Annotated in this window: 21 protein-coding genes; 9 read left to right on the top strand and 12 right to left on the bottom strand. The window is 37.5% G+C overall.

Annotated elements, in window-relative coordinates:
• Positions 1-17: 17 nt before the first annotated feature.
• The 6 genes from AC4MRQ_RS12020 to rpsA all read right to left on the bottom strand — a co-directional run bounded on the left by AC4MRQ_RS12020 (position 18) and on the right by rpsA (position 9,613).
• Positions 18-1,319 carry an aryl-sulfate sulfotransferase gene (locus tag AC4MRQ_RS12020; RefSeq protein ID WP_491197919.1) on the bottom strand — a complete coding sequence of 434 codons (1,302 nt, stop codon included), beginning with the start codon at positions 1,317-1,319 and terminating at the stop codon, positions 18-20.
• Positions 1,320-1,365: 46 nt separating this feature from the next.
• Positions 1,366-2,958 (bottom strand): SusD/RagB family nutrient-binding outer membrane lipoprotein, encoded by a 1,593-nt coding sequence (locus AC4MRQ_RS12015; RefSeq protein WP_491197918.1) that lies wholly within the window; start codon positions 2,956-2,958, stop codon positions 1,366-1,368.
• A gap of 21 nt (positions 2,959-2,979) precedes the next feature.
• Entirely contained in the window at positions 2,980-6,231 is a 3,252-nt protein-coding gene (locus AC4MRQ_RS12010; RefSeq protein ID WP_491197917.1) for a SusC/RagA family TonB-linked outer membrane protein, read from the bottom strand.
• A 233-nt stretch (positions 6,232-6,464) separates the two neighbouring features.
• A complete protein-coding gene (locus AC4MRQ_RS12005) occupies positions 6,465-7,382 on the bottom strand; it encodes a ribonuclease Z (RefSeq protein ID WP_491197916.1) in 918 nt (305 codons plus the stop codon).
• Complete coding sequence (locus AC4MRQ_RS12000; protein WP_212189201.1) at positions 7,382-7,738, bottom strand: STAS domain-containing protein; 357 nt, start codon at positions 7,736-7,738, stop codon at positions 7,382-7,384. Before AC4MRQ_RS12000 ends, AC4MRQ_RS12005 begins: the two co-directional genes overlap by 1 nt.
• Positions 7,739-7,756: 18 nt before the next feature.
• On the bottom strand, positions 7,757-9,613 hold the full coding sequence (gene rpsA / locus AC4MRQ_RS11995) for a 30S ribosomal protein S1 (RefSeq protein ID WP_491197915.1): 1,857 nt from the start codon (positions 9,611-9,613) through the stop codon (positions 7,757-7,759).
• 355 nt (positions 9,614-9,968) lie between these two features.
• Between rpsA and AC4MRQ_RS11990 the strand changes: the two genes are divergently transcribed.
• From AC4MRQ_RS11990 to AC4MRQ_RS11965, 6 genes are all read left to right on the top strand, one after another.
• A complete protein-coding gene (locus AC4MRQ_RS11990) occupies positions 9,969-11,294 on the top strand; it encodes a UDP-glucose dehydrogenase family protein (RefSeq protein ID WP_491197914.1) in 1,326 nt (441 codons plus the stop codon).
• A gap of 92 nt (positions 11,295-11,386) precedes the next feature.
• On the top strand, positions 11,387-12,337 hold the full coding sequence (locus tag AC4MRQ_RS11985; RefSeq protein WP_491197913.1) for a UDP-glucuronic acid decarboxylase family protein: 951 nt from the start codon (positions 11,387-11,389) through the stop codon (positions 12,335-12,337).
• A 30-nt stretch (positions 12,338-12,367) separates the two neighbouring features.
• A complete protein-coding gene (gene rfbA, locus AC4MRQ_RS11980) occupies positions 12,368-13,240 on the top strand; it encodes a glucose-1-phosphate thymidylyltransferase RfbA (protein WP_491197912.1) in 873 nt (290 codons plus the stop codon).
• A 112-nt stretch (positions 13,241-13,352) separates the two neighbouring features.
• Entirely contained in the window at positions 13,353-13,913 is a 561-nt protein-coding gene (gene rfbC, locus AC4MRQ_RS11975) for a dTDP-4-dehydrorhamnose 3,5-epimerase (RefSeq protein WP_491197911.1), read from the top strand.
• Positions 13,913-14,782 carry a dTDP-4-dehydrorhamnose reductase gene (gene rfbD, locus AC4MRQ_RS11970; RefSeq protein WP_491197910.1) on the top strand — a complete coding sequence of 290 codons (870 nt, stop codon included), beginning with the start codon at positions 13,913-13,915 and terminating at the stop codon, positions 14,780-14,782. The genes rfbC and rfbD overlap by 1 nt, the downstream gene beginning before the upstream one ends.
• 32 nt (positions 14,783-14,814) lie before the next feature.
• Positions 14,815-16,563 (top strand): phospho-sugar mutase, encoded by a 1,749-nt coding sequence (locus AC4MRQ_RS11965; RefSeq protein ID WP_491197909.1) that lies wholly within the window; start codon positions 14,815-14,817, stop codon positions 16,561-16,563.
• Positions 16,564-17,128: 565 nt separating this feature from the next.
• Here AC4MRQ_RS11965 and AC4MRQ_RS11960 read toward each other — a convergent pair.
• Complete coding sequence (locus tag AC4MRQ_RS11960) at positions 17,129-18,556, bottom strand: ATP-dependent DNA helicase (protein ID WP_491197908.1); 1,428 nt, start codon at positions 18,554-18,556, stop codon at positions 17,129-17,131.
• A gap of 89 nt (positions 18,557-18,645) precedes the next feature.
• Here AC4MRQ_RS11960 and AC4MRQ_RS11955 point away from each other — a divergent pair, with 89 nt between their 5' ends.
• Genes AC4MRQ_RS11955 through AC4MRQ_RS11945 form a run of 3 tightly spaced genes read left to right on the top strand, consistent with a single transcriptional unit; the run spans position 18,646 to position 20,661 of the window.
• A complete protein-coding gene (locus AC4MRQ_RS11955) occupies positions 18,646-19,278 on the top strand; it encodes a hypothetical protein (RefSeq protein WP_491197907.1) in 633 nt (210 codons plus the stop codon).
• 4 nt (positions 19,279-19,282) lie between these two features.
• Entirely contained in the window at positions 19,283-20,137 is an 855-nt protein-coding gene (locus tag AC4MRQ_RS11950) for a DUF3822 family protein (RefSeq protein WP_491197906.1), read from the top strand.
• Entirely contained in the window at positions 20,128-20,661 is a 534-nt protein-coding gene (locus tag AC4MRQ_RS11945) for an RsmD family RNA methyltransferase (protein WP_491197905.1), read from the top strand. Before AC4MRQ_RS11950 ends, AC4MRQ_RS11945 begins: the two co-directional genes overlap by 10 nt.
• A gap of 79 nt (positions 20,662-20,740) precedes the next feature.
• On the opposite strand, the gene AC4MRQ_RS11940 is transcribed toward AC4MRQ_RS11945, so the two are convergent.
• The 5 genes from AC4MRQ_RS11940 to AC4MRQ_RS11920 all read right to left on the bottom strand — a co-directional run bounded on the left by AC4MRQ_RS11940 (position 20,741) and on the right by AC4MRQ_RS11920 (position 26,015).
• Positions 20,741-21,283: an NADPH-dependent FMN reductase gene (locus AC4MRQ_RS11940; RefSeq protein WP_491197904.1), complete on the bottom strand. Its 543-nt coding sequence runs from the start codon at positions 21,281-21,283 to the stop codon at positions 20,741-20,743.
• A gap of 134 nt (positions 21,284-21,417) precedes the next feature.
• The gene (locus tag AC4MRQ_RS11935) at positions 21,418-22,971 is read right to left on the bottom strand and encodes a beta-N-acetylhexosaminidase (protein WP_491197903.1); all 1,554 of its coding nucleotides are present in this window, start codon (positions 22,969-22,971) and stop codon (positions 21,418-21,420) included.
• Positions 22,972-23,111: 140 nt separating this feature from the next.
• Positions 23,112-24,275, bottom strand: a complete 1,164-nt coding sequence (locus AC4MRQ_RS11930; protein WP_491197902.1) for a DUF819 family protein — start codon at positions 24,273-24,275, stop codon at positions 23,112-23,114.
• A gap of 164 nt (positions 24,276-24,439) precedes the next feature.
• Entirely contained in the window at positions 24,440-25,228 is a 789-nt protein-coding gene (locus AC4MRQ_RS11925) for an MBL fold metallo-hydrolase (protein WP_491197901.1), read from the bottom strand.
• 127 nt (positions 25,229-25,355) lie between these two features.
• Entirely contained in the window at positions 25,356-26,015 is a 660-nt protein-coding gene (locus AC4MRQ_RS11920) for a B3/B4 domain-containing protein (RefSeq protein ID WP_491197900.1), read from the bottom strand.
• Between the last annotated feature and the right edge of the window lie 248 nt (positions 26,016-26,263).

Genomic DNA, 26,263 nt, shown 5'->3' with positions numbered 1-26,263 from the left:
AACAAAAATATTACCCATTAATTAAAACTCATATTTACTAATTGTGCCCTGAACATTCGATCGCCTAATTGCATTGACCAATTAACTTCATTATTCAATCCAACATGTGCTATTTGATTCTTCGTTGATGAAGTAACCAGATATCCATCATTAAATTCCTGAACAGCACTCATGTATGGAGAAAACAAAGATTGAGGTAATACAATTTCATTTACAAGGGATGCCAGATTATAATTATCTGAAATACTATACCTCATCACCCGGCTGAATGCCCGCTCGTCGATACCTCCATTGTCAAACAATAACATTTCATCTTCACCAACCATTTGCGCATGATGCTGAAATAAAGGCAGGTGTTGTTCTGGTAATCCCATGTTATTATCACCACCAAACTTCATCAGTACTTTATCATCAGCAGGATTAATCAACCAGACTTGACTTAAAGCTCTAAAACTGACCAGGAAATTACCATCCTTAGTCTCTTCAATTGAATTTGCCCATGGCTGATTAAATACTTCACCTGACTGAACAGGTAAAACTTGACTTGCCATATCCCACTCCCAAACCTTTTCTCCATAGGCATTTAATTCCGTAATACCATCTACTATTAATCCATCAACCAGCACATTGGTAATAAAAGCGTATGTTCCTCGTTCGGTAAGAACAACATCATGATGTGCCATTCGATCAAATCCGGCAACACCGTGAGTTAATTTAACGAGTGTGTCCCCCGTAAAAGTTGTTTCATAAATCAGGTTACCATTTCCAAACTTATCACCGAGGTTATCTTCCAAAGTGAGCAATGTGCCCCGCTTAGTGAGCTTCACCATTTTTACGAAATTATCTGACAAGCGCGACCAGATTACACGTCCGGTGTCATCCAACAGAAAAATGCCTGATGGCTGACTCATCTTATTCATTAGCAGATAACCACCTTTCAGATCAGGTATTCCATCAATCTGAATATCAATAAAGTCATTATACGCTTCTGGTAACAAAGGCAATTCTGCATGACCAGATTCAATTACCTGACCATCAATCTTTACAAGATAATCGAAAGAACTCCCCGGACTCAATTGATTAACAAGTAACTTACCAGATCCTTCGTTAAGTTGCGCCATAGCGAGCACTTCGTCCAACTCTTTATTTACCAGTTCTAATCTGGCAACTTCAATACCAAACCCCTCAACGCTTAATACCATACTATGAGGTGAATGGTCTGCAATTTCAAGGTTGACGGTGCAATCAAACGAATCATCTTCTTTTTCACAGGCAATAAATAATACAATCAAACAAATAGCAGCAACTACTTTAATCATAGCGATGAAGTTGAAGGTGCAGCGTTGCTGCACCCTTAAAATTTTATTATTCTTTATCCCACCAAACTCGGTTTAACCAATCATCTGTTCCGCCCATGCGATCAATGGCCTCCTGGTAACTCTCAGGATTATTAATCGCCTCAAAATCCGGATAGAAGAAACGACGTGGAATAACTCCACCCGTGCCACTGGTATACCATTCAACCGACTCAAAAGGTGTTAATTCAGGATAACCTGAACGTCTGAAACTACTATATGCCTCAACACCATTCATATACAGATTCACCCACAATTGATCATGAATTGCTTTCAAATTGTCGGGACTACCTGCTGGCATTGGGTTAGCCGCTATGTAAGCTTCAATAGCTTCGCTATCAATTTCAGGTGCATTAGGATAAAGTGCACAATGCTCCATAGATGCCCGAATAGCTTTATTATAATGCTCTTCTGCACCTGTAGCTCCCCAGTCAAGCACTGCTGCCTCAGCCAATAATAATTCCACCTCTGCATAGGTCATATGAAAGAATGGTGCTTTAAAATCAGCCACATACTTACTTGGCATCATGTGTTTGTGCATATGATCAACATAAGCAACATAATTTCCTTCTTCATCATATAAATCTCCATAATCACCCCACTCATTCCACCACATAGCGCCATGTGTGATACCTAATTGCAGATGCTCTGAAACATCCTGGCCATATTCACGACCTATCACACTCAGGTAGGTACCTCCATAGATAAACAAACGTGGATCATTAGTCGCTTTCAGATGATCAACAAAGGTATTTGTCAAGCGATAGCCTTCTGAATCGTCAGACGCATGAAATACCTGTGCACGACCATTGCCTCTGTTTTCGCCCTGAACGAAGTCAAAATCCAAATGGGTAACTTTACAAATATCGTCATTACTCATCATCACCCCACCTTCAATAGCAGCACGCACCTGTTTTTCAGCTTCAGTTGGATTAACTTTTTGCAAACGAAATCCCAAGCGCATTCTAAGTGAATTTCCAAAACGTTTCCATTTCTCAACAGAACCATCGAACATGATATCACCACTTACATCATTTTTTGAATCATCAAGCTCTTTTACTGCTTCATCAAGCTCTTTGAAAAAGTCAGCGTATATGTCTTCCTGCTTATCATATCGAGGCTGGAAGATCTTATCAGTAAATCCTTTAGCTGCATCAAAATAAGGCACATCACCATACAAATCAGTTAGTTTAGAGAACATATATACTTTCAGAATACGTGCAGCAGCCCGCGTATTCTGATATTTCTCTTCTCCCTCAGTCCTATTAATAATGTCAACTACATTCTTAATATCACGAGGATACATCTCTTCCCACATAGTAAACCAATGGTTTTTCTCAACAATGCGATATTGTCCTCCATGCTGGCACCACCATGAGCCTGCGAAATACTGCATCATCGGACTACAAATCCCCAATTCATAGCGCCAGATCTCTTCTCGATTACCGCTTAAATCCAATTGTATCTTTGTCAATTGTACGCCCGGATCGATAAAATTAAAAGCCTGAGGATTTGTATTTATTTCCTCAAAATTGTCGGTACAAGCTCCAAGCCCTAACAATAGTACCACAACAATTAACAGATAGTTATTTAATGTTTTCATGTGTATCATTTTTGAACTTTATTAGAACTTAACATTTAGATTAAATCCATAGTGTCGACGCGTTGGAAGGGAACCATACTCTAAACCCTGACCATTTCCATTATTATATGTCGACTCCGGATCAATGTTTGGCACATTCTTGTAGAGCGTAAACAGGTTACGTCCAATTACCGAAATTGTAAGCCCTTGAATAGGCGTGTTTTTCAAGAATCTCTGAGGCACCGAGTAGCCTAGACTTAAATCTCTGATCTTAATATAACTGGCATCATATACATTTGATTCAGGAATATTAGATGAAGTGTGACGCCAGTAGTTCTGTGGATTGGTTATCACATCATTCTCTTCATAAATCTCATTACCGTCAGGATCAACACCCACCAGCTTTACTCCTTCCCCTATATAACCTTTATCCATTGGTATAGGAACATAGTCTTCTGGATTGTTTCCACCGGCAATCCAATCAAGGCGGGCGTCTTCATTACGCCGAGCCCAATCAAGAAACCCTTCGCGACCTCCTTCTGTGATACCATGAGTACCTCCATCCATCATGGTTCTGTTGGTAATTGAATAAATATCACCACCGATCCTAATATCAAGGTTCGCTTTAAGCGTTAGGTTTTTATATGAGAAGGTATTAATCATGCCACCAGTCCAATCGGGAAGTATACTACCAATTTTCTCAGGATTATCTGTAGCCATTGGCATTCCTGTAGTAGCGTTATGTACAATATTTCCATCAGGATCACACTTATAAGCACGTCCCATAATCACGCCAAACTCTTCCCCTTCCAAAGCCACTACACTTACACCTGACCAGCGAGCATTAGCGATTGTATAAGCATCAACTTTTTCATGTAAGCTCTTAACTTTATTCCATACTTTTGTGTAATTAAGAACAATATCCCAGGTAAAGTCTCCTCTAAATGGTTTAAGGTTTAATTGCATTTCTATACCTTTATTTTCTAATGAACCAGAATTAAGAATGGCGTTATGATACCCTGAAACCAGCGGTACTTCAACATTCAATATCTGGTCATCAGTTGTTTGCTCATAGTAGGTAAAATCAAGCCCCACGGCATTATTAAAGAATCGTAAATCAGTACCTATTTCCCACGATGTAGTTGTTTGTGGCAATAAATTGTCTTTTGGCACAAAATCCTCCATAATGGCACCAGTTGCCATTCCATTGTAAGACTTACCTGTTAAACCATAAGTTAAAGCTAATCGATAAGGATCAGTATCGCTACCTACCTGCGCCCAGGATGCACGCACCTTACCATAAGTAAACCAAGGTAAATTTAAATCAGCAGCATCTGTAAAAATGAAACTACCTGAAACTGATGGATAGAAATACGAGTTATTATCCATTGGCAGGGTCGATGACCAGTCATTACGCCCTGTCACATCAATAAAAGCAAAATTCTTATAGCCAAACTGTGCAAATGCATACACACTTTGAATTTCCTTTTGATACTCAGTTGGCATCACCTCCACATTTGTAAAGTTTATAATACTTGCTATACCAGATTCAACTATTTCAGTGCCGACAATGCTATTGGACTGAATCTTATTCTTCATAATATTACCACCCAAACTGGCTGAAATATCCCAATCACCAATCTTTTTAGTATAACTCAACAAGGCCTCGTAATTAACCTCTTCTGCATTTGTGTTTATCTCGTTATAAACACCTCCAGCCTTGGTAGGCGTATTTTTATTATAGAAGTTAACAAAACGGCTATTGTAACGATCGATACCTGACTTGAGTCGTAATTTTAAATCCCTTGTTAGAGTCACATTCAATGATGCGAATCCGACAAAACGATTTTTACGGCTTTCGTTAAAGGTCTCATTTAATGTCCAATATGGATTAGCCCTGTAATCATTACCCGTATAATCTATATAGTTCCCGTTCTCATCAACATAAGTCTTCAACCAGGCCTGATCAAAGTTAGGCACGATACCAACCAATCCATTACCAATGTTTGTTACTTCATCTGTCATAGCCGGGCGGTTATTTACCTTATCAGCTATATAAGTAGCCTTGGCATCCAACTCAATAAACTTATTAATCTCAGTCATTGCCCTAAGATTAAAGGTATTTCTACTTAAACCCGACTTAGGTATGATGTCTTTATTATGAACGTTTGTATATGAAAATCTGACACTTCCTTTTTCACTTCCTGATGAAAGCGCAACACTATTGTTAAAAGTTTTACCTAAACGAAAGAAGCCCTGAATATTCTCATCTACACGCGAATAGGGATACTCATTACCATCTTGTTGAGCCAACATAATTGATGGGTCTAATTTAGGTCCCCATGCTGATGTAATGTTATTCGCTGGCTGACCTTCTCTTGGCAACAATCCATTATTACCCTGTCCGTAGGTAGTTTGATAATCATCAAGGCGAGTTGAAACCTGGTCAACTGTTGTTGATGAATTCACATCAATTCCTAAACCTTTTTGACCTTTCTTACCTGATTTGGTCGTAATAAGAATAACTCCATTCATAGCTCGACTACCATACAAAGCTGAGGCTGATGCACCTTTAAGAACAGAAATAGACTCAATATCCTCAGGATTTAAGTCTGAAGTTCCATCTCCCAAATCGAAACCACCCCATTCAGTAGCCTGCCCCATGGTAGAATTATCAACAGGTACTCCATCAATAACATACAATGGCTGATTAGCTCCTTCCAACTCACTGATACCGCGAATAACTACTCTCTTTGAGCCTGATGGTCCGGCTGAAGTCTGCGTAATATCAACCCCGGCAACCTTACCTGCCAAACTTGCTATTGGATTCATTTCACCATTTTTAGCAATGTCATCAGCCTTTACTTCTGTCACTGAATATCCCAACGCCTTTTTCTCACGCTTTATACCCAGTGCCGTTATTACAACTTCACCAAGATCCTGAACATCTTCTTCCAGAGTCACTTCAATCTCCGTTTGCTCTCCAACAGCGATTTCCCGTGGCTTATAACCGATAAAGCTTATTAAAAGCACATCAGAATTTGTTGCTGATAAGGTGAAATTTCCATCAATATCTGTAATGGTTCCCGTTGTTGTACCTTTTACAGAAACATTAACACCAGGTAATGACTCACCGCTTACGTCAGCAACATTACCTGTTATCACTTTTTGTTCTTGTGCAATTGATTGCACAGTTGAAACAAGCAAGGCAACAATAGCAAAAAATATTAAACGCCTGCTCAGCCTTCCTGCACTAGAATTATATACAGTGCAATTAATCGGATTTTTATTCATTTGATCTAATTTTGGTTAAACGATATTTCAAATCAAAATTTGATACAAATATGAATCAAGAATTTAATTAATGCAAGCGTTTGCATTATATATTTCAACGAATGCAATATTAATGAAATTTTAATACACATGTGAAACTAAAGCCCCATAAGGAATGCACAGCTTTAAAAAAGTTTACATTTTTTTATAACTCAGAAAACGAATAGAAGAAGTAACTGATATAATTGAGTAGACTAGCTATCAATTTTAAAACATTGATTGTCTTTTACCAGGATGGTATTTTTAAAAATGGCTTTTGCTTCAGTTTCGAAGGATGTTAAATCTTTATATCTACTTGAAAAATGCCCTAAAAGGAGTTTCCCAACTTTAGCATCCCGCGCAATGGTGGCAGCTTGCTTAGCAGTCGTATGACTTGTTTTTTTTGCTAAATCTTTCAGTTCATGCAGGAATGTTGCCTCATGGTATAACAAATCTACTCCTTCAACGATCGGGATTATACGACGATAATAGCGGGTATCGGAACAAAATGCATACGATAAAGGTTTGGGGGCTGGTATCAAAAGTTCTGATTCTGGAACCGGTAAACCATCTTCACCGATAAAAGTCTGGCCATTCTTTATTGCTACAATTTCAGCAATTGATAATTGATATTTGGCAATTGCCTCTTTTTTAATATTTGGCTGTTTGGGCTTCTCTTTAAATAGAAAACCACATGTGGGAACACGATGGGAAAGCGGAAATGATTCGACAATCACTTTCTTATCCTCATAAATTACCCGAGGCTCATTATTTGTTATATCATTAAACTGTATCTGATAAGGTAAGTCTGTACAGAAGTATTCGAGGTGCGGTTTTAGTAAACCCCTTAAATCTTCATGAACATGAATAGTTAAAGCCTTCCTCCTACCCAATAAGCCAAAGGTAGAAATCAGGCCCATCAGTCCAAATACATGATCTCCATGCAAGTGGGAAATAAAGATGTTATTAATCTTGGAGAAGTTAATCTTGTTACGACGCAACTGCATTTGCGTGCCTTCTCCACAGTCAATCAAAAAAAAACGCTCAGATACATTTAGTATCTGAGCGGTAGGATATCTATCCGATGTAGGTAATGCTGAATTACTTCCGAGAATGGTTAAAGATAAAGACATTAAATAGTTTCAATGGCCTTACGAATCATTTGAATACCATCCTCTAACGATGGTGCAATATTTAAAACAGAATCCAATTGAGAAACTGATATCAACCGCTCCACAGCTGGCTGTAATCCTGCCAAAACAAATACACCATCAGCATTTTTACACAAACGATTGGCCACCAAAATTGCACTCAAACCAGATGAATCACAATAATTACACTTACCTAAATCAAGTAAAATATTCTTTTCACCATTACCAGATAAGAGTACTAGTTCTGACTTTAGAGTAGGAGCTACATGCGTATCCATTTTCTCTTTCAGTACCTGAACTAACGTGAAATCATCTAATTTATCAATTTTGAAGTCCATATATCGTTGTTTTTAAACTTATTTTTTGTCTCCTTCAGTTTTTCCTTCGTTAGCTTCCAATTGATTTTTCAATGCAGCTAATTCAGAAATATCTCCTAAAGTAGTCTTTTCTAAGTTATCATTCAACTTCTTCACGCCTTTTTTAGTTGCTTTTGCAGCCGCTTTCTTAGCTGTTTCTTCTTCAGATTTATGAGCATCTTCAAAAGTACGTGAGTGAGAAAGAATGATACGCTTAGCAGCCTTATTAAACTCAATCACCTTAAAATCAAGTTTTTCATCTACTTTAGCCGGAGCACCATCTTCTTTCACTAAGTGACGAGGCGTTGCAAATCCTTCAACACCGTACTGTAATGCAATTACGGCACCTTTGTCGAAAATGTCAACAATTGTTCCTTCGTGAATTGAATCAAGAGTAAAGATTCCTTCAAATACATCCCATGGATTCTCTTCAAGCTGCTTGTGACCTAAGCTTAAACGACGATTTTCTTTGTCGATTTCAAGCACAACTACTTCGATTGAATCTCCAATTGCAGTAAATTCTGCAGGGTGCTTAATTTTCTTAGTCCAAGAAAGATCTGAGATGTGGATTAATCCATCGATACCTTCTTCAATTTCTACGAATACACCGAAGTTAGTGAAGTTACGAACAGTAGCAGAATGCTTGCTACCAACAGCATACTTCTCTTCGATTTTCTCCCATGGATCAGCCTTAAGCTGCTTGATACCAAGTGACATCTTACGCTCGTCGCGATCTAATGTCAATACCATAGCTTCTACTTCGTCGCCTACTTTCAAGAAGTCCTGAGCACTTCTCAAGTGTTGTGACCATGACATTTCAGATACGTGGATAAGACCTTCAACTCCAGCTGCAATCTCAACAAATGCACCGTAGTCAGCCATTACAACCACTTTACCCTTCACAATGTCACCAACCTTAAGCTCTGAATCCAATGAATCCCATGGGTGAGAAGTCAATTGTTTCAAACCAAGAGCAATACGCTTCTTCTCATCATCAAAATCAAGAATAACAACGTTCAATTTCTGATCTAGCTGAACGATTTCTTCAGGATGATTTACGCGACCCCAAGAAAGGTCTGTAATATGAATCAATCCGTCTACGCCACCAAGGTCGATGAATACACCGTAAGATGTGATGTTCTTAACAGTTCCTTCAAGAACCTGACCTTTTTCAAGCTTAGAAATAATATCTTTCTTCTGCTGCTCAAGTTCAGCCTCAATAAGCGCTTTGTGTGATACAACAACGTTTTTGAATTCTGGGTTAATTTTAACCACTTTGAATTCCATTGTTTTGCCCACATACATATCGTAATCGCGAATAGGCTTAACATCAATTTGAGAACCTGGTAAGAAAGCTTCGATACCAAATACGTCAACGATCATACCACCTTTAGTACGACACTTGATGTAACCTTTGATAACTTCGTCGTTATCCAACGCTTCATTAACTCTGTCCCAAGAACGTAATGCACGTGCTTTTTTGTGAGAAAGCACTAACTGTCCTTTTTTGTCTTCCTGACTTTCTACGTAAACTTCAACTTTATCGCCTACTGCTAATTCAGGATTGTAACGGAATTCATTACGACTAACAATACCGTCTGATTTGAAGCCGATATTAATTACAACCTCACGCTTAGTAAGAGTAATAACCTCACCTTCAATAACTTCTTTCTCAGAAATTGTAGATAAAGTTTTATCATACATTTCTGCTAATTCTTCTTTAGAAGCACCTGCACCTACAACATCACCAGCTTCAAAGCTATCCCAATCAAAATCTTCCATTGGCACGTTAGCTACCGTTTCCTTTACTTCTGGAGCATTTTCCTGCTCTTCCGCATTTACTTTTTCTTCTGTCATTTTTGTTTAATTGTTAAAAATCTAGTAGTTAGACATTATATTGAAAAAAATCGCTGCAAAATTAGAAACTTTTTTTGATGTATAAAAGCTTCTGGATCAAATAAAATATAGCACTTAAAATTATGACAGATATTGGCATTCGTCAACTATATCAGAACAAACCTTTTTCGATATTTCAGTTTTAATCAGATCAATTATGCAATACTTCAAACTAATAAAAATCATATGACGACTCTTAACTTTTAAGGCTTTCTATGGATAAAAAATTATACTTTTGACTTTTGAAATATTTACAGAAATATTACCTTCATCAAATTGAATAAAAATTCTAAAAGCCCTAAGCAATAGATCGCCTATGAAAATTTCGATAGTTGGAACTGGTTATGTAGGACTTGTAACCGGAACATGCTTTGCAGATACAGGAATTAGTGTTACTTGTGTTGATATAGACGAAGAAAAAATCAACAAACTAAAAAAAGGAATCATCCCTATTTATGAGCCTGGTCTTGACCAAATGGTGATTAAGAATGTTGAAAAGGAAAGATTACACTTTACTACAAGTCTGAAAGAGAGCCTTGAACATTCTGAAGCCATATTCATTGCAGTCGGAACTCCTCCCGGAGAAGACGGAAGTGCTGACCTTAGCCATGTACTGTCTGTTGCCCGCCAGATAGGTAAGCATATGAATAACTACCTGGTTGTAGTTACCAAAAGTACAGTACCTATTGGAACTGCCCAAAAAGTAAAAGCAGCGATCCAGGATGAATTAGAAAAAAGAGGCGTGGTTCTTGATTTTGATGTTGCTTCGAATCCGGAGTTTTTAAAAGAAGGTAATGCCATTGAAGATTTTTTAAAGCCTGACAGGATTGTAGTTGGTATTGAATCAGACAAGGCAGAAAAACTAATGAATCGATTGTACAAGCCATTTGTATTAAATGGTCATCCAATATTGTTCATGGATATACCATCGGCTGAAATGACAAAATATGCCGCAAATGCCATGTTGGCCACAAAAATCAGCTTTATGAACGATATCGCCAACTTGTGCGAAATTGTCGGTGCTGATGTCACGAACGTTCGCCGAGGTATTGGTTCTGATTCTCGTATTGGAAGTAAGTTTATATATGCCGGAGCAGGTTATGGAGGCTCTTGTTTTCCTAAAGATGTGAAAGCTATTATCAAGACCGCTCAATTAAACAATTACAACCTACGCATTCTTGAAGCTGTTGAAAATGTTAATGATGATCAAAAGAAAGTGATCATTAAAAAGATTAAAGAGCATTTTGCTGATGTAAAAGGTAAAACCTTTGCAATGTGGGGACTTTCATTCAAACCACATACTGACGATATGCGCGAAGCTCCATCCGTTGTTATTGCGAGTGCGCTTATTGAATTAGGTGCAACCGTTAAAGCATATGACCCTGTTGCGATTGATGAAGCCAAACATATTCTTAATGATTCAATTGAGTATGGAAAAGATCAGTATGACGTTTTAATTGATGCTGATGCCCTTATATTGATTACAGAATGGCCTGAGTTTAGGGTGCCCAATTATAAGGTTATGGATAAATTGATGAACAACAGAGTTATATTCGATGGTCGTAACATATATGATCCTCAAGAAATGAAAGAATTTGGATATACTTATTACAGTATCGGAAGGACTACTATAGAGAATTAATGATAATATTTGCCTAAAAGCCTGAAGTATCCTTACCTTCAGGCTTTTATTATCTTATATATTTTAAAAGCAAATACACAAGGATAATCAGAATGAAAAACAGAGTATTAGTTACAGGAGGAGCTGGATTTATTGGATCTCACTTATGTGAACGTCTATTAAATGAAGGAAATGAGGTTATTTGCATGGACAACTATTTCACAGGTGCAAAAGACAATGTGGTTCACCTGATGAGCAATCCTTATTTTGAACTTATTAGACACGATGTAACTCATCCATACTTTGTGGAAGTTGACCAGATATATAATCTGGCTTGCCCTGCCTCACCAGTGCATTACCAATACAATTCAATAAAAACCATAAAAACATCGGTAATGGGTGCAATAAATATGCTTGGACTTGCCAAACGTATTAAGGCACGAATTTTACAAGCGTCAACAAGTGAGGTATATGGAGATCCCTTGGTACACCCGCAGACAGAAGATTACTGGGGAAATGTTAACCCAATAGGCATCCGTTCGTGTTACGATGAAGGTAAGCGATGTGCTGAAAGCTTATTCGTTAATTATCACGAACAAAACAATGTTGATATACGAATCATTAGAATTTTCAACACTTATGGCCCACGTATGAATCCTAACGATGGACGTGTTGTTTCTAATTTTATTGTACAAGCTCTTAAAGGTGAAGATATAACCATTTTTGGCGATGGTAAACAAACACGGAGCTTTCAGTATGTTGACGACCTGGTTGAAGGAATGATCCGCATGATGAATACAGATGATTTTATCGGACCTGTGAATATTGGTAATCCGAATGAGTTCACCATGCTAGAATTAGCACAAGCTGTTATCGAATTAACCAATTCCAGATCGAAGATCACCTATTTACCTTTACCAGCCGATGATCCAATGCAGCGTCAACCTGATATAACCTTAGCAAAGGAAAAATTAAACAATTGGGAACCAAATATTCAGCTTAATGAAGGTTTGAAACATACCATCTCCTATTTTGATAATCTGTTAAAAACGAGCAATACCTAATTTTAAGTTTAACCAGCTTCATATTATTCCATGAAAAAGAGAAAAGGCATTATTCTGGCCGGAGGGTCAGGAACTCGATTATATCCAATCACCAAAAGCATTTCGAAACAAATTATCCCGGTTTATAACAAACCAATGATTTATTATCCGCTCTCAGTATTGATGCTTTCTGGCATTCGGGATATACTAATTATAAGCACTCCACATGATTTACCCTTATACAAGAACCTATTTGAGGATGGTTCTGAATTAGGCCTCAACATTTCATATGCAGAACAACCTTCACCAGATGGTTTAGCTCAAGCATTTATTATAGGTGAAGAATTTATTGGCGATGATGATGTTGCCTTAGTTCTTGGTGATAACATCTTTTACGCCTATGACTTTAGTTCTCTTTTAACTAATGCAAGTAAAACAACAGATGGTGCAGTCATCTTTGGTTATTACGTGAATGATCCCGAACGATATGGTGTGGCTGAGTTCGACAAAGAAGGTAATGTTCTTTCAATCGAAGAAAAACCGGAACAACCTAAAAGCAACTATGCTGTAACTGGTCTTTATTTTTACAGCAATGATGTCGTTAAAAAAGCAAAATCACTGAAACCTTCAAAGCGTGGCGAACTGGAAATAACTGACCTAAACTCACTATATCTGGATGAGAAAAGGCTAAAGTTAACAATGCTTGGACGCGGGGCTGCATGGCTCGATACAGGAACACATGATAGCCTTCTGCAAGCTTCAAATTTCATTTCAACTATAGAAAACCGCCAAGGGTTAAAAGTCGCTTGTATCGAAGAAATCGCCTATTTAAAAGGATACATCAACAAAGAACAATTAATTAAATTAGCTCAGCCTCTTAAAAAGAATGAATACGGACAGTATCTCCTAAAGGTGGCTGAGTAAATTTAAACCTAAATAATAATCAATAAATTTTAACACTGTTTTACTTCTAATTTGTTAAAACAATTTAAGTTCCACTTATTATCTTCCTATATTTGTACGCAAACCGTTTAACATGGAAATTACTAAAACAAGTATACCCAACCTGCTAATTATAAAACCTCAAGTTTTCAGCGATCCCAGAGGCTTTTTTCTTGAATCATATAAAGAAAACAGATATAAAGAAGCTGGTGTTAATGTCAACTTCATTCAAGATAATATTTCCAAATCAACATATGGGGCGATTAGAGGGCTACATTACCAATTGGCACCTTATTCTCAAGCAAAACTGGTACATGTATTAGAGGGAAAAGTGCTTGATGTAGCTGTAGATCTAAGAAAGAATTCCCCTACATTTGGTCAACATTATCCTATTGAATTGTCCGCTGAAAATAAATTACAATTTTTTATTCCTCAGGGATTTGCACATGGCTTTTCAGTTTTAAGTGAAACTGCAATCTTCTGTTATAAATGTGACAACTATTATAGCCAGGAAGCTGAAAGAGGAATTGCATTTAACGACGCAAGTCTGAACATTGACTGGAAAATTCCTGCTGACAAAGCTATTATTTCATCTAAAGACAGCATTTTACCTTCTTTTAAAGAAGCCGAACACAATTTTGCATACACCCTATAATGAAACAAATACTGGTAATAGGATCCGAAGGGCAATTGGGACGTGAAATAAAAAGTAAATATAAAAAGGTCAATAACACCTCTTTCAGTTTTACGAGCATTGAAAACTTAGATGTTACTGATTCCCAAAAACTAACAACTACAATTAAGGAGAAAAAATACGATTACATTATCAATTGCACCGCTTATACTGCAGTAGATAAAGCTGAAACAGAACCTCAGCTGGCTCAAAAGATAAATGCCGATGCCTTAAAATCGATTGGGTTAGCAGCTAATGAAATAAATGCCAAAGTCATTCATGTTTCTACCGATTACGTTTTTAACGGAACCAAACATCAGCCTTATTCTGAAAGTGATGAAACATCACCTAGCTCTGTTTATGGCCAAACAAAACTTGACGGAGAAAGATACTTATTAGAATATAATCCTAATTCGATTATCATACGAACTTCCTGGTTGTATTCTGTACACGGCAATAATTTTGTAAAAACAATGATTCGTCTTGGCAAAGAACGGGATGAATTAGGGGTTATCTATGATCAAATAGGAACACCTACTTATGCCGGTGATCTTGCTGACGCTATTCTAGATATTATTGATCACGACATCAAAAAAACCATCCAATTCAAACCTGGCACTTACCACTATAGTAACGAGGGTGTTGCCAGTTGGTATGATTTTACACTTGCCATACATCGTGAAATGGATTTAATTTGCAAAGTCAACCCAATAGAAACTAAAGATTATCCGACACCTGCACCACGCCCACACTACAGTGTACTAAATAAGAGTAAAATAAAGAAAGCCTATCAATTGGAAATACCTTATTGGTTAGACAGTTTAAGGAAGTGTATTGCAGAACTTAAATAATGATTATCTAACACACCACAAATATTACTATAATGCAAAATCAGGATGTTTTAAACGAAGTTGTAAAGAAAGCGCAAAACTGGCTTGACGGCAACTATGATGCTGAAACTAAAAAGTCCATCAAGTTGATGATGGAGAATGGAGATAAAACCGAACTAATTGATTCGTTTTATAAAGACCTTGAGTTTGGTACTGGTGGATTACGAGGCATTATGGGAGCCGGTTCGAACCGAATGAATATCTATACGGTTGGAGCAGCTACACAAGGGTTGGCCAACTACCTGTTAAAAAACTTCAGCGATGTTGAACAAATTTCAGTTGTTATTGGTCATGATTGCCGTAACAACAGTCGATTGTTTTCAGAGGTTGTAGCAGATATTTTCAGTGCCAATGGCATCAAAGCATATATGTTTGAAGATTTACGTCCAACTCCTGAAGTTTCATATGCTATTCGTCAATTGGGTTGTCAAAGTGGTGTCATCATTACAGCTTCTCATAATCCTAAAGCATATAATGGATACAAAGCTTATTGGAATGATGGTGCACAATTAACTGCTCCACATGATACCAATGTAATTGACGAGGTAAATAAAATTGCTTCTATTGACGAGATCAAATTCGAAGGCAACAAAGAGTTGATTGAGGTATTGGGAAAAGACATGGACAATCAATATTTAGAGCAAGTAAAAAGTCTTGTTCTGGATCAAGACCTAATTGAACGTAACAAAGATTTGAAAATTGTTTACTCACCGATTCATGGTACAGGCGTAGAAATCATACCTGCTGCGTTACGAAAGTGTGGGTTCGAAAATGTCATGAATGTGCCTGAGCAGGACGTTGTAAGTGGTGAGTTTCCAACTGTTGTTTCACCAAATCCTGAAGAACCAGCTGCTCTTGAAATGGCTTTGAACAAAGCTGTTGAAACGGGTGCTGATATTGTAATGGCTTCAGATCCTGATAGCGATCGCTTAGGTATTGCTGTAAGAAATGAAAAAGGAGAATTTGTTCTGGTAAATGGAAACCAGACGGCCACTCTCCTAACTTGGTATATGCTTAAAAAGTGGAAGGAATCAGGTAAGTTAACCGGTAATGAGTATATCGTCAAAACCATTGTAACTTCTGAGTTATTGAAAGAAATTGCAATTAAAAATGATGTTGAGTATTTCGATGTATACACTGGTTTTAAATGGATTGCTAAAGTTATTCGGGAATTAGAAGGTAAGAAGAAATACATCTGTGGTGGTGAAGAATCATATGGCTATTTGCCAGGTGATTATGTTCGTGACAAAGATGCTGTTGCTGCTATTACCATCGCAGCAGAAATTGCTGCCTGGGCGAAAGACAATGGAAAGACACTTTTCGATGTTTTGCAGGATATTTACATGGAATATGGTTTCTCGAAAGAGAAGATGATATACATTGTACGTGAAGGAAAGTCTGGCGCAGATGAAATTAAACAACTTATGGTTGACTTCCGCAACACACCTCCACAAACTCTGGCGGGCGATAAAGTAAGTATTATTAAAGACTACTCTAAGTTAGATGCCTTCCATGTACTGGATAACAAACATGAAACAATAGACCTCCCTGCTACTTCAAACGTATTGCAGTTTTTTACTGAAAACGGATATAAAGTATCTGTTCGACCTTCAGGTACAGAACCCAAGATTAAATTCTACTTTGAAGTTAAAGTACCAATGAATAGTAAGGAAGAATTCTATCCTGCCAATGAAAAAGCAGATGCTATTATTGATAACATAGCTAAAGACTTAGGGATTTAAATGAGATTATTACTCTCATTATGATCAAACGGGGTTCAGAAATGGACTCCGTTCTTTGTTAGAAATCATGGTTTATCTAACCTCTTAAAAAACGATATAACGGCAAATTCTTTTCACGATGTTTGCCTTTCCATACACGTCCGCAGTATGAGCATTCGTAATGAGATTTGCCATTATCCTTCCAGGCTTCAATTATTGGAAATCCCAATAATAAACTGTGATAGAATTTACATTTTAATGACTTTGACGCTAAATGTTTAGCGGATTTCTTTTTCCCCGATTTTTTATTCAACATTGTTGCCAATATTATGGTCTCTGCACAAACATGTCGAAACACGTAACTTAACCAACTCTTAAGAAATTAGTAAATTTACATGTCTAACTAAAAATATAGAGACTCCGATTCTTTTCCCAGTGCAATATACTTCGAATCCGCCTTTTTGTTACACTCGGAAATATTAAATAATGTAAACATCATTACGAAGTAAAATGTATATCTATAATAGTCAAAAACTTAAACAATAATATTTTTAACTCAAAAACGACTCGAATTTAAGTAACAAGTTTACGAATTTTCGAAAAAGTCATCTTTAAAGTTGACTAAATAAACCCGATCAGTGGCACGGGTGATGGCAGTATATAACCAACGAAAGTACGCTGTTCCCATTTGCTCCTCAGGAATATAACCTTGATCAATAAAGATAGCTTTCCATTGCCCCCCTTGTGACTTATGACAGGTCATGGCATAGGCATATTTGACCTGTAAAGCATTGTAATATGGATTTTCTTTTACCTTTTCATACTTCTTACGTTGTGACTTCTCCTCTTCATAATCTTCCATCACATTATAAAAAAACGCCTCTTGTTCTTCTTTTGAGAAACCAGCCGTATCTGTATGTAAAGCATCCAGTAAAATTTTAACATCAATTTCCAGATGCTCATAATCCGTCAAACGCAATGTTACATTGGCAAAACGACGGTCATATAATTCTTCATAACCAATAATCCGAATAACCTCGGCAATATCCCCATTGGCAATAAAATCAGCCCCTTTACTATCCTTCAACCAATGATAATTATTCTTCACTACCAAGAGATGATCTGTAACGGTTAATTCTTCTTCCCTATACAAAATACTGCCACGAATACCTTTATTAAATAGGTTAGCTCTTTTATTTGAACGACAAACCACCAAGGTTTCACCCAAACCGAAATTCTCCTGGCTCCAATTTAATTCATCAATCAATTCTTCACCTGTGATTCGCTTAAAGTCGGGATAACCTTTTGTTTCCAAAGCCGGAAAAGTTGGTTCAACTAATCCTTCATCCAACATAAAACGCAACTTGGTGGCATTATATAATATTCCGCTGTCCTCCTCCTGTCTGACAACTTCACTTAAAAAATAATCGTGTACATGCATACCCAGACTTTCGAGATATAACTTATCAAGTGCCGGGCTCTCATCAAACCCAACTGGTGGCAACTGCGCAACATCTCCAATAAGAATTAACTTGCAACGCTCATTGCCAAACACAAAATTGAGCAAGTCTTCTAATAAACGCCCACTTCCAAATCGGGTATAATCCAAACTATTATTGGATATCATGGATGCCTCATCAACAATAAATACAGCATCTTTAGCCTTATTATAATTGAGGTTGAATGCTCCAAAATCATCTGCCGAAGATTGCCGCCTGTATATAAGTTTATGAATTGTATAGGCAGGTTTATGTGTGTATTTACTTAAAACTTTGGCAGCGCGACCTGTTGGGGCCATTAACTGGCACGGAATCTTTAATTCCTCCAACACATCAGTAAAGGCCTTCATCAATGAAGTTTTACCTGTACCGGCATAACCTTTAATTAAACATACCGAAGGAGACTCTTCTCCAACTATAAAATTCCCAAGACCTTCAATTAGCTGGTGTTGTGAACTTGTTGGTTCAAAGCTGAATTTATTCTGAATTAAGTCGCTTATATGATTATTTAGCATTTTTAATGTAGATAAAGGCTATTTAAAAACCGTGATATGATTTTTTTTTTAAATTTGTGCATTCAAACTAAAACAAAAATCCGAAGATAATGAAAACAGTTATTCAGATTGTTCTTACTATTGCAATTATCGCGCTAGGCTGGTTCTGTGTTGAAAGTATTCAAAAACCAATTCGTTTTCAAGAGCAGCATGATTTAAGAAAAGATGCTAACGTTGAAAGACTGATTTATACCAGAGATGCACAGGTAGCTTATAAATCTGTTTATAATAAGTATACAGGTAGCTATGATACATTGATTAACTTCATCATGAATGACTCGCTTCCATTGGTTAAAAAAGAAGGTAGTTTAACTGATAGCATGCGAGCTGAAGGTATGACTGAAATTAAAGCATTAGCGCTTGGTATTATTAGTCGTGACACCATCCGTGTAAGTGTAAAAGACTCTTTATTCCCTGCAGGATATCCTGTTGATTCATTAAAGTTTGTTCCTTTTGTTGAAGGAGGAAAAATGTATGAAATGGGCTCAGGAGTGGTTGTAACAGGTTCTGGTGTAAAAGTACAAGTATTCGAAGCTAAGGTACATAACAACATTTACCTTGCAGGACTTGAGCAACAAGAAGTTATCAACCTAAACGATAAGACTGAGAAGCTGGAAAGATACCCAGGTCTTAAAGTTGGTTCGTTAGAAGCTGCAAACAATAACGCTGGTAACTGGGAATAATTTTATGACCAAGACATACGTTGTTGATCAGTCGTTCGACGCAAGTATTACAACATCATATTTTTTGTCCATCCGATCTTCTTCGGGTGGACTTTCTTTTTGTGTACTTGACCCGGTAATAAATACTTACATTGCCTTTGCACACATTCCGTTCGACGACCGTAGTTCAGATAATATAAAAACACAAGAAGTACTTCTCAAGGAAGAATTATTACAGCTTCCTTATAAAAAAGTCTTCTTTTTGTATGAATCTCCTAAAGCAACGCTTGTTCCTTCGGCCTTATATGATATAAACCGTCATAACGAGCTGTATCATCTTAATCATTCAGCCAGTGATGAAAAAATTGAAATTGTTAGCCAGAAGATAAAAATGGCTGACGCGTGGAACCTTTTCGGAATTCCACAGTTTATGTATCACCTGGTCAAAACTCAATTTGAAAGTGTAGAATTTTACCAGCACTATTCGCCATTTGTCGAAACTTGTTTAATTGACAGTCAGCAAAAAAAGCAAGAGGTGGTTATGCATATTGGTGTGCACAATAAGTTCTTTGATCTTCTTGTGGTGAAAGATCGAAAAATGACTCTATGCAACTCATATGCTTATAGTAACACCAATGATTTTCTGTACTTTGTATTGTTTACCTTTGAGCAACTAAAGTTAGAGGGTGATAAAACCAAAGTACTAATACATGGATTGCATGATAAGCAAAGTCCGCTTTTCAGAGAGTTAAAGAACTACTTGCGTCAGGCCAAAATAACAATGCCAACGACACATTTTAAGTTTAGCAACAACATGCGAATCAAGGACAATGATAAGCTGACATTTCACAACTTATTTAACCTGGCCATATGCGTATAATAAGTGGTAAACTTAAAGGCAGACGTTTTTCTCCACCCAAAAGCTTTTCCGCTCGTCCGACTACAGATATAGCTCGTGAAAGTTTGTTTAATGTGCTCAATAACCGTCTGGACTTTGAAGAGCTTCGGGTACTTGATTTGTTTGGCGGAACCGGAAGTATATCGTATGAATTTGCTTCAAGAGGCTGCTGCAATATTACCACTGTTGAACTCAACTACAAACACTTCAGCTTTATAAAATCTATGCTTAATGAGTTGGATTTAACGAATGAAGTTAAAGTGGTAAAAGCTGATGTTTTTAAGTATCTGAAAAAGTGTAGCTTTAAATACGACCTGGTTTTTGCAGATCCTCCATTTGATTTGAAAGATTTTGATACAATTCCCGATTTGTTCTTTGCTCAGGATTTATTGACAGATGGTGGTGTGTTTATTCTTGAACACGCCGACAAAAAATCTTTTGAATCACATCCAAGATTCAAAGAATTAAAAAAATACGGAAAGGTTCATTTCTCTTTCTTTGAGTAGTGCCTATTTAATGCATTTGGTATTAACAGGAAATAGCGAGTAATAAATTGAAAGAACCAGAAGGCTACCATCTGTCTTCTTACTCCTGTATTTTTATATTGAATTGATCGATTAATTTCAGAAGCTCTAACTTTAGCTCTTCATTCGTTATACCTGATTCAGCTTCGAAATTGGCATAAAATGATGGTAATGAAAATCCAGCAACAAGGTTCTTATTGATGCGGCCATATGCTTTTTTGGCAATCTCCATAACATTCTTCCCTCCGCGTGGCCCCGGTGATGTCGAAAGTAATAAAAGTGGTTTATTGTACCAGAACTCCTGTTCAATTCGCGATGTCCAATCATAAATATTTTTGTAGGCTGCCGAATAAGCGCTATTGTGCTCTGCTAATGAAAGGATTATTCCATCGACACTTTTAATAAGTTCTTTGAATCGGAATGCAGCTTCAGGTACTCCATGTCCAGTTTCTCTGTCTACGCTAAACAGTGGCATCTCAAAATCATTTAAATCGATCAGGTTTACCTCTACTTCTTTTAATAATGAAGCAGCATAAGCTGCAAATTGCTTATTGATGGACTGTTTACTTGAACTGGCGCCAAAAGCCAATATGTGTTTCTTCATACTTTTGCTCTTTAAACGATTTGTGCTGAGATTTATAAACTTCTTAATAGAACATATAATGATCAATTTGGTTGAAAACAAAAAGCGCTGACAATTGATTTGCCAGCACTTTTCGATATATCATAAGGTGATAACTATTCCATTTCCCACGGAATCAGTTTTGATTCATAAAAATCAACCCCTAATGTCTTAAGACGTGGTGCATGTTTACCCACTCTGACTTTATAATCCTCCCAGTTCAGTTTATCCTCTGGTGACCACCCAATCTCAGCATGTCCTATTAAACGCGGAAATACCAAATACTCTATATCATCCATAGTTTGCACTGTTTCTGTCCAAAGTGGCGATTCAATACCCAAAATATTCTCTCTTGCAATTCCTTTTACCAGTTTAGTAGGTTTCCAGTCGTAAGCCTGATCAACCTCAATATAACCCATCCATTTCAGACCAATGGTTGTAGTGGAATCGTATTTCATATCCAGGTAACAATATTTAGCAGGCGACATAATTACCATCGCTCCTTTCTCAACTCCTTTTAGCACATTCTTCGTTTTCTTTGACCAATACTGAACAATGTCTGTTTCATCTATATCGGCATGAGCCACTTCGTCCCAACCAATCATTTTCTTGTTATGTTTCTTAACGATATCGCGAACACGATTCACAAAATAGACATAGTCATCATCTTTGGTGACGTGTGACTCATCACCACCAATATGGATAAATGGCCCATCAATCATAGATGCTATTTCACCAATTACATCATCCACAAATTGATAGGTTACTTCCTTACGTGTGTCGAAAGTACTGAAGCCAACTTCAATTCCGGTGTATGGTTCAGCTTTTTTCTCTGCTCCATTTAACTCTGGGTAAGCCACCGATGCCGCATTGGTATGTCCCGGCATATCAATTTCAGGTATCACTGTAATGTAACGTGACCTGGCATACTGTACAATTTCTTTGAATTGTTCTTGTGTATAGAAGCCACCTTCACCTCCACCAACTTGTGTTTGACCTCCTACTGAAGTCAGCTTTGGCCATGATTTAATTTCAATACGCCAACCCTGATCATCGCTCAGGTGCATATGAAATACGTTGATCTTGTATAGCGAAGCCAAATCGATAACACGCTTTACGTCCTCTATCCCAAAAAAGTGACGCGATACATCCAGCATCATACCACGATAAGCATATGTTGGATAGTCAGTGATCGTACCCGAAGGAATAATCCATTTACTATTACCTTTTCCTGCCTTATCAACTATTTGCAATATGGTTTGAATACCTCTGAAAATTCCGGCCGGATGATTGGCGCTCAAAATCACTTTTTTCTCTTCGATATTTAATTCATATCTCTCTTCTCCCAATTGGTTTTCCCCTTTAAGAATATCAAGATAAATACTATTAGCCGGCACATCTGGCACTGCTTTAACAGCAATATTAAGCCCAGTCATACCTTTAATCTGTTTAGCTAATAATACTCCTATCTGATTAAGCTCTCCATTACCTTTCGGAAAATAAATATTTGTTCTCTCGCTAAGCAGATAAGAACTACCTGTTGCATTTAATTTCACTGGTATCGGGATAATACTCGAATTGGATAAATCGGCCGGTATAGGTTTTTGGCACGATACATTGAACTGCATCAGGGCAGTTACAAGAAGCGCGATCATCGCTTTTTTCATCATTATAATTATTTTGGTTTATCTCTACTTGACATCATTTTTTTGCGTCAAAGTACCCAAAGATACAATATTCAGCCAAAAATGGAGAGTAAATTTTACCCGACAAGTATTGATAAATATCTGAAAGAAAACTTCTTGCCCAATCAGGACAGAGTTAAGGCAATACTTACTCCAATAAATGTACCGATTACGTACCCCAATATACCAACTAAAATAGCAGGTGTCACCATGCGTTTTTGTCCTAATGAAGCTGCCATAGGTGCTGCTACCGAAGGCCCCATAATATTGGCTGCTGACGAAACAATCACTTCATGGACATTAAGCTTGAACATACGAGCCGACAACATCAGAAACACAAAATGGAAAACCATAATGATCATATAAAACAGTAACAATGACGGACCAACCTTTAACACTTCGTAAATATTAGTTGAAGCACCAATAACGGCTAAAAAGGCATACATCATCCATAACCCAATACTAAACGATGTACCTTCCAGTGGTTTTAGTTTGTTCGGAAAGAGGTTAGCCGCAACAAGTGATAGCAAGGTAATGATCAATATACTTAAGTTGAGTTCAGTGCCTATCATCGACTGCAGATATGGCGATACCCATCCTCCTAAAGCTGCAATACCTACAGCTAAAAATAAGGAGATAGCAATACGTTCCATTGTCACCGGACTGGCTTCTTCTGTATGCTCTTCAACTACAGCCTCAGTTCCCTTTTTCTTATACCAGAAACGATTAAGGAAAGCTAAAGCCGGCACCAAAAACAAGAATAAAACATAGAGATTAGCCGCAAAATTATCGACAGCAATAGTCGCAGAAAAATACGGATTCGTACTGAAATTCAATGTTTCACCGGTTGCTACAAAATTAATGCTGCCCCCAACCAACGTGGCTGCAATTACTCCTGCAGTGTTACCGGAATCTTCACCCAGATCAATGATGTAAAATGCAATAAAACAACCAATAACAACACCAACAGCACCTATTACAAAAGCCAGTAATAGTTTTCCACTTTCCTTAATGATTTTTATAATGTTAGAACTAAACAACAATAAAGGTATTGAGACAGGAATAAAATAACCAAATACCATATCGTAAACAGGCACCGATACATCTGTACCTGAGCCAACAGGAACAATACCTGCCATGGCCAGTATCGACATGGAAATCATTGTAACAAGGATACCGGACACTTTGCCAAACCATTTCTTGTGTTCGGACCAGATACCAAATGCTGCAGCAGCCATTACCATGGTTAATACGATAAAATGTTGATCGGCTTGTATTATTGAGTTCATATGTATTGTGATTTGTTAACAGTTGGTTAGTTTTCAGTCAGTAGACAGTAGTTTAGATCAATAACATACTAAACCCTGACGAACTATTATTTATATTTTTAATGCTTTATCATGCTTAAAATAATTCTCCCTTGCCTTCTATCTTCTGCTATTTCCACTTCAATCTATTCCCCAAACAAAACCAGTTGCTCCTCTCCCACACTTACAATTTCTGAAGGTGCATAACGATTAGTTGGCAATATTTGATATTGATCTTTTAAATGTTCAAATGCTTTCGTGGCAATTTCCACCCGGTTATTATCAGCAGAAATATGTGACAAAAAAATGGTTTTCAATCGCGTGTTATCAACTTGCTCCACCAAATCTACAGCTTGTTGGTTACTCAAGTGACCATGATCAGATTTAACACGTTGCTTTAAATAGTATGGATAAGGTCCTTCTTCCAACATTTGCTCGTCATAATTGCTTTCGAGGAATACGATATCGCACTGATTCAGGTGATTTACAACATTTTCGCAGGCAGCTCCAATATCTGTCATTACCCCTACACTTAAGCCTTCTGCTTCTATACGAAAGCTCACCGGGTCAACAGCATCGTGTTGTTTGGCAAAGGAATAAGCTTTAAAACTTCCTACTTGAATTGCATCGCCTGCGTTAAACACATGTGTTGTTTTGGGGTGATAATTTCGGTGTGCCTTGTGTAAGGTATCACGGGTTAAATAAGCCTCTATTCCATGCACATCGCACAGAACTCTTAATCCCTTGATATGATCGGAATGCTCATGCGAAATAAAAACAGCCTTTACTTTATTAATATCCAGACGCAATTCTTTCATGCGCTTCATAATCTGGCGTCGCGAAATGCCAGCATCCACCAAAATAGCTTCCCGCTCCGTTCCGATATAATAACAATTGCCATTGCTTCCTGAGGCGATTGCACAAACTTTAATCATTCAAATAACTTATAGCTATCAACCGCCAGTTATTAGCGAATTGCAGCTTGGTTAATATTAAGTGCGCTGCGTATCTAATTTAAGCTAACTCAATAACACTAAACTCTGAACACCTAAACACTTCCAACTACTCTACAAAGAACCGCTCTACCTCATTCCCACCGGCATATTTCTGTAATAAAGCCGAAGCTTCATCTAAAGCATTATTGACAGGCTCTTGTCCTTCAAAACCAATGATTATCATTAAGAATTTTGTGGTATCATCAGTCACCATGGTACGTGTAGAATCACTTGTTGGGTTGCCAAAAGCACCTTCATCATCTCTGAAAACAGGTAACTTCTCTATGTTCACATCGCCACGACCAATGCCCTGGTAAGGTTCATTCTCTTCGCCAATACCCATTACCACATTACCTTTAACGGCGTCGAAGTTATAGCCACAAATTGAAAAACCGGTCTTTACAGATATCAGGTTCAGGATATCCACCACATTATTGATATGATATAAACCTTTACCATTGGCAACCCGACGTAACAATGACTCTGCTGCCGGACGGTAACGATTGGGATCTTTCCCCAAAGTACGATAGGCGTTCTTGTTAGCTTTTACGGTACTGAGTTCGCGAATGGTTTCCGCAGTATGTTGTTGCTCCAGCTTCTTAACCTCACCATCGAGCAAATCCAATAAAGCTTTATCGGGCTCACTCACCCGGACATCAACAACAAAACCTCCCAATAACATGCCGGGTAGTTTTGATTTTAATTCTTGATCAATTGTAATGGTCATAATGAAAAAATGAGCATGCAAAATAAGTAAAATATGCCGAATGCCAGATTATAAGCCATAAGGTATTTGTATTAACCTTCTATCTAACTAAAAAGCAATCCCCCTAATTCTTAAATGTTATAAAAAACCACAAACCGTCCCCCTTCGCCAACTACCTTTATACACATTATTGTTTAATGAGCTATATAACAACTACTAACATCTTACTTTTACACCTCATCCCGGCCTTCTCCTGCATGGAGAAGGAG

This window comes from Carboxylicivirga sp. (assembly GCF_982718395.1).
Note: the sequence above shows the minus strand (reverse complement) of the source record. Positions and strands in the feature narration are given on the sequence as shown.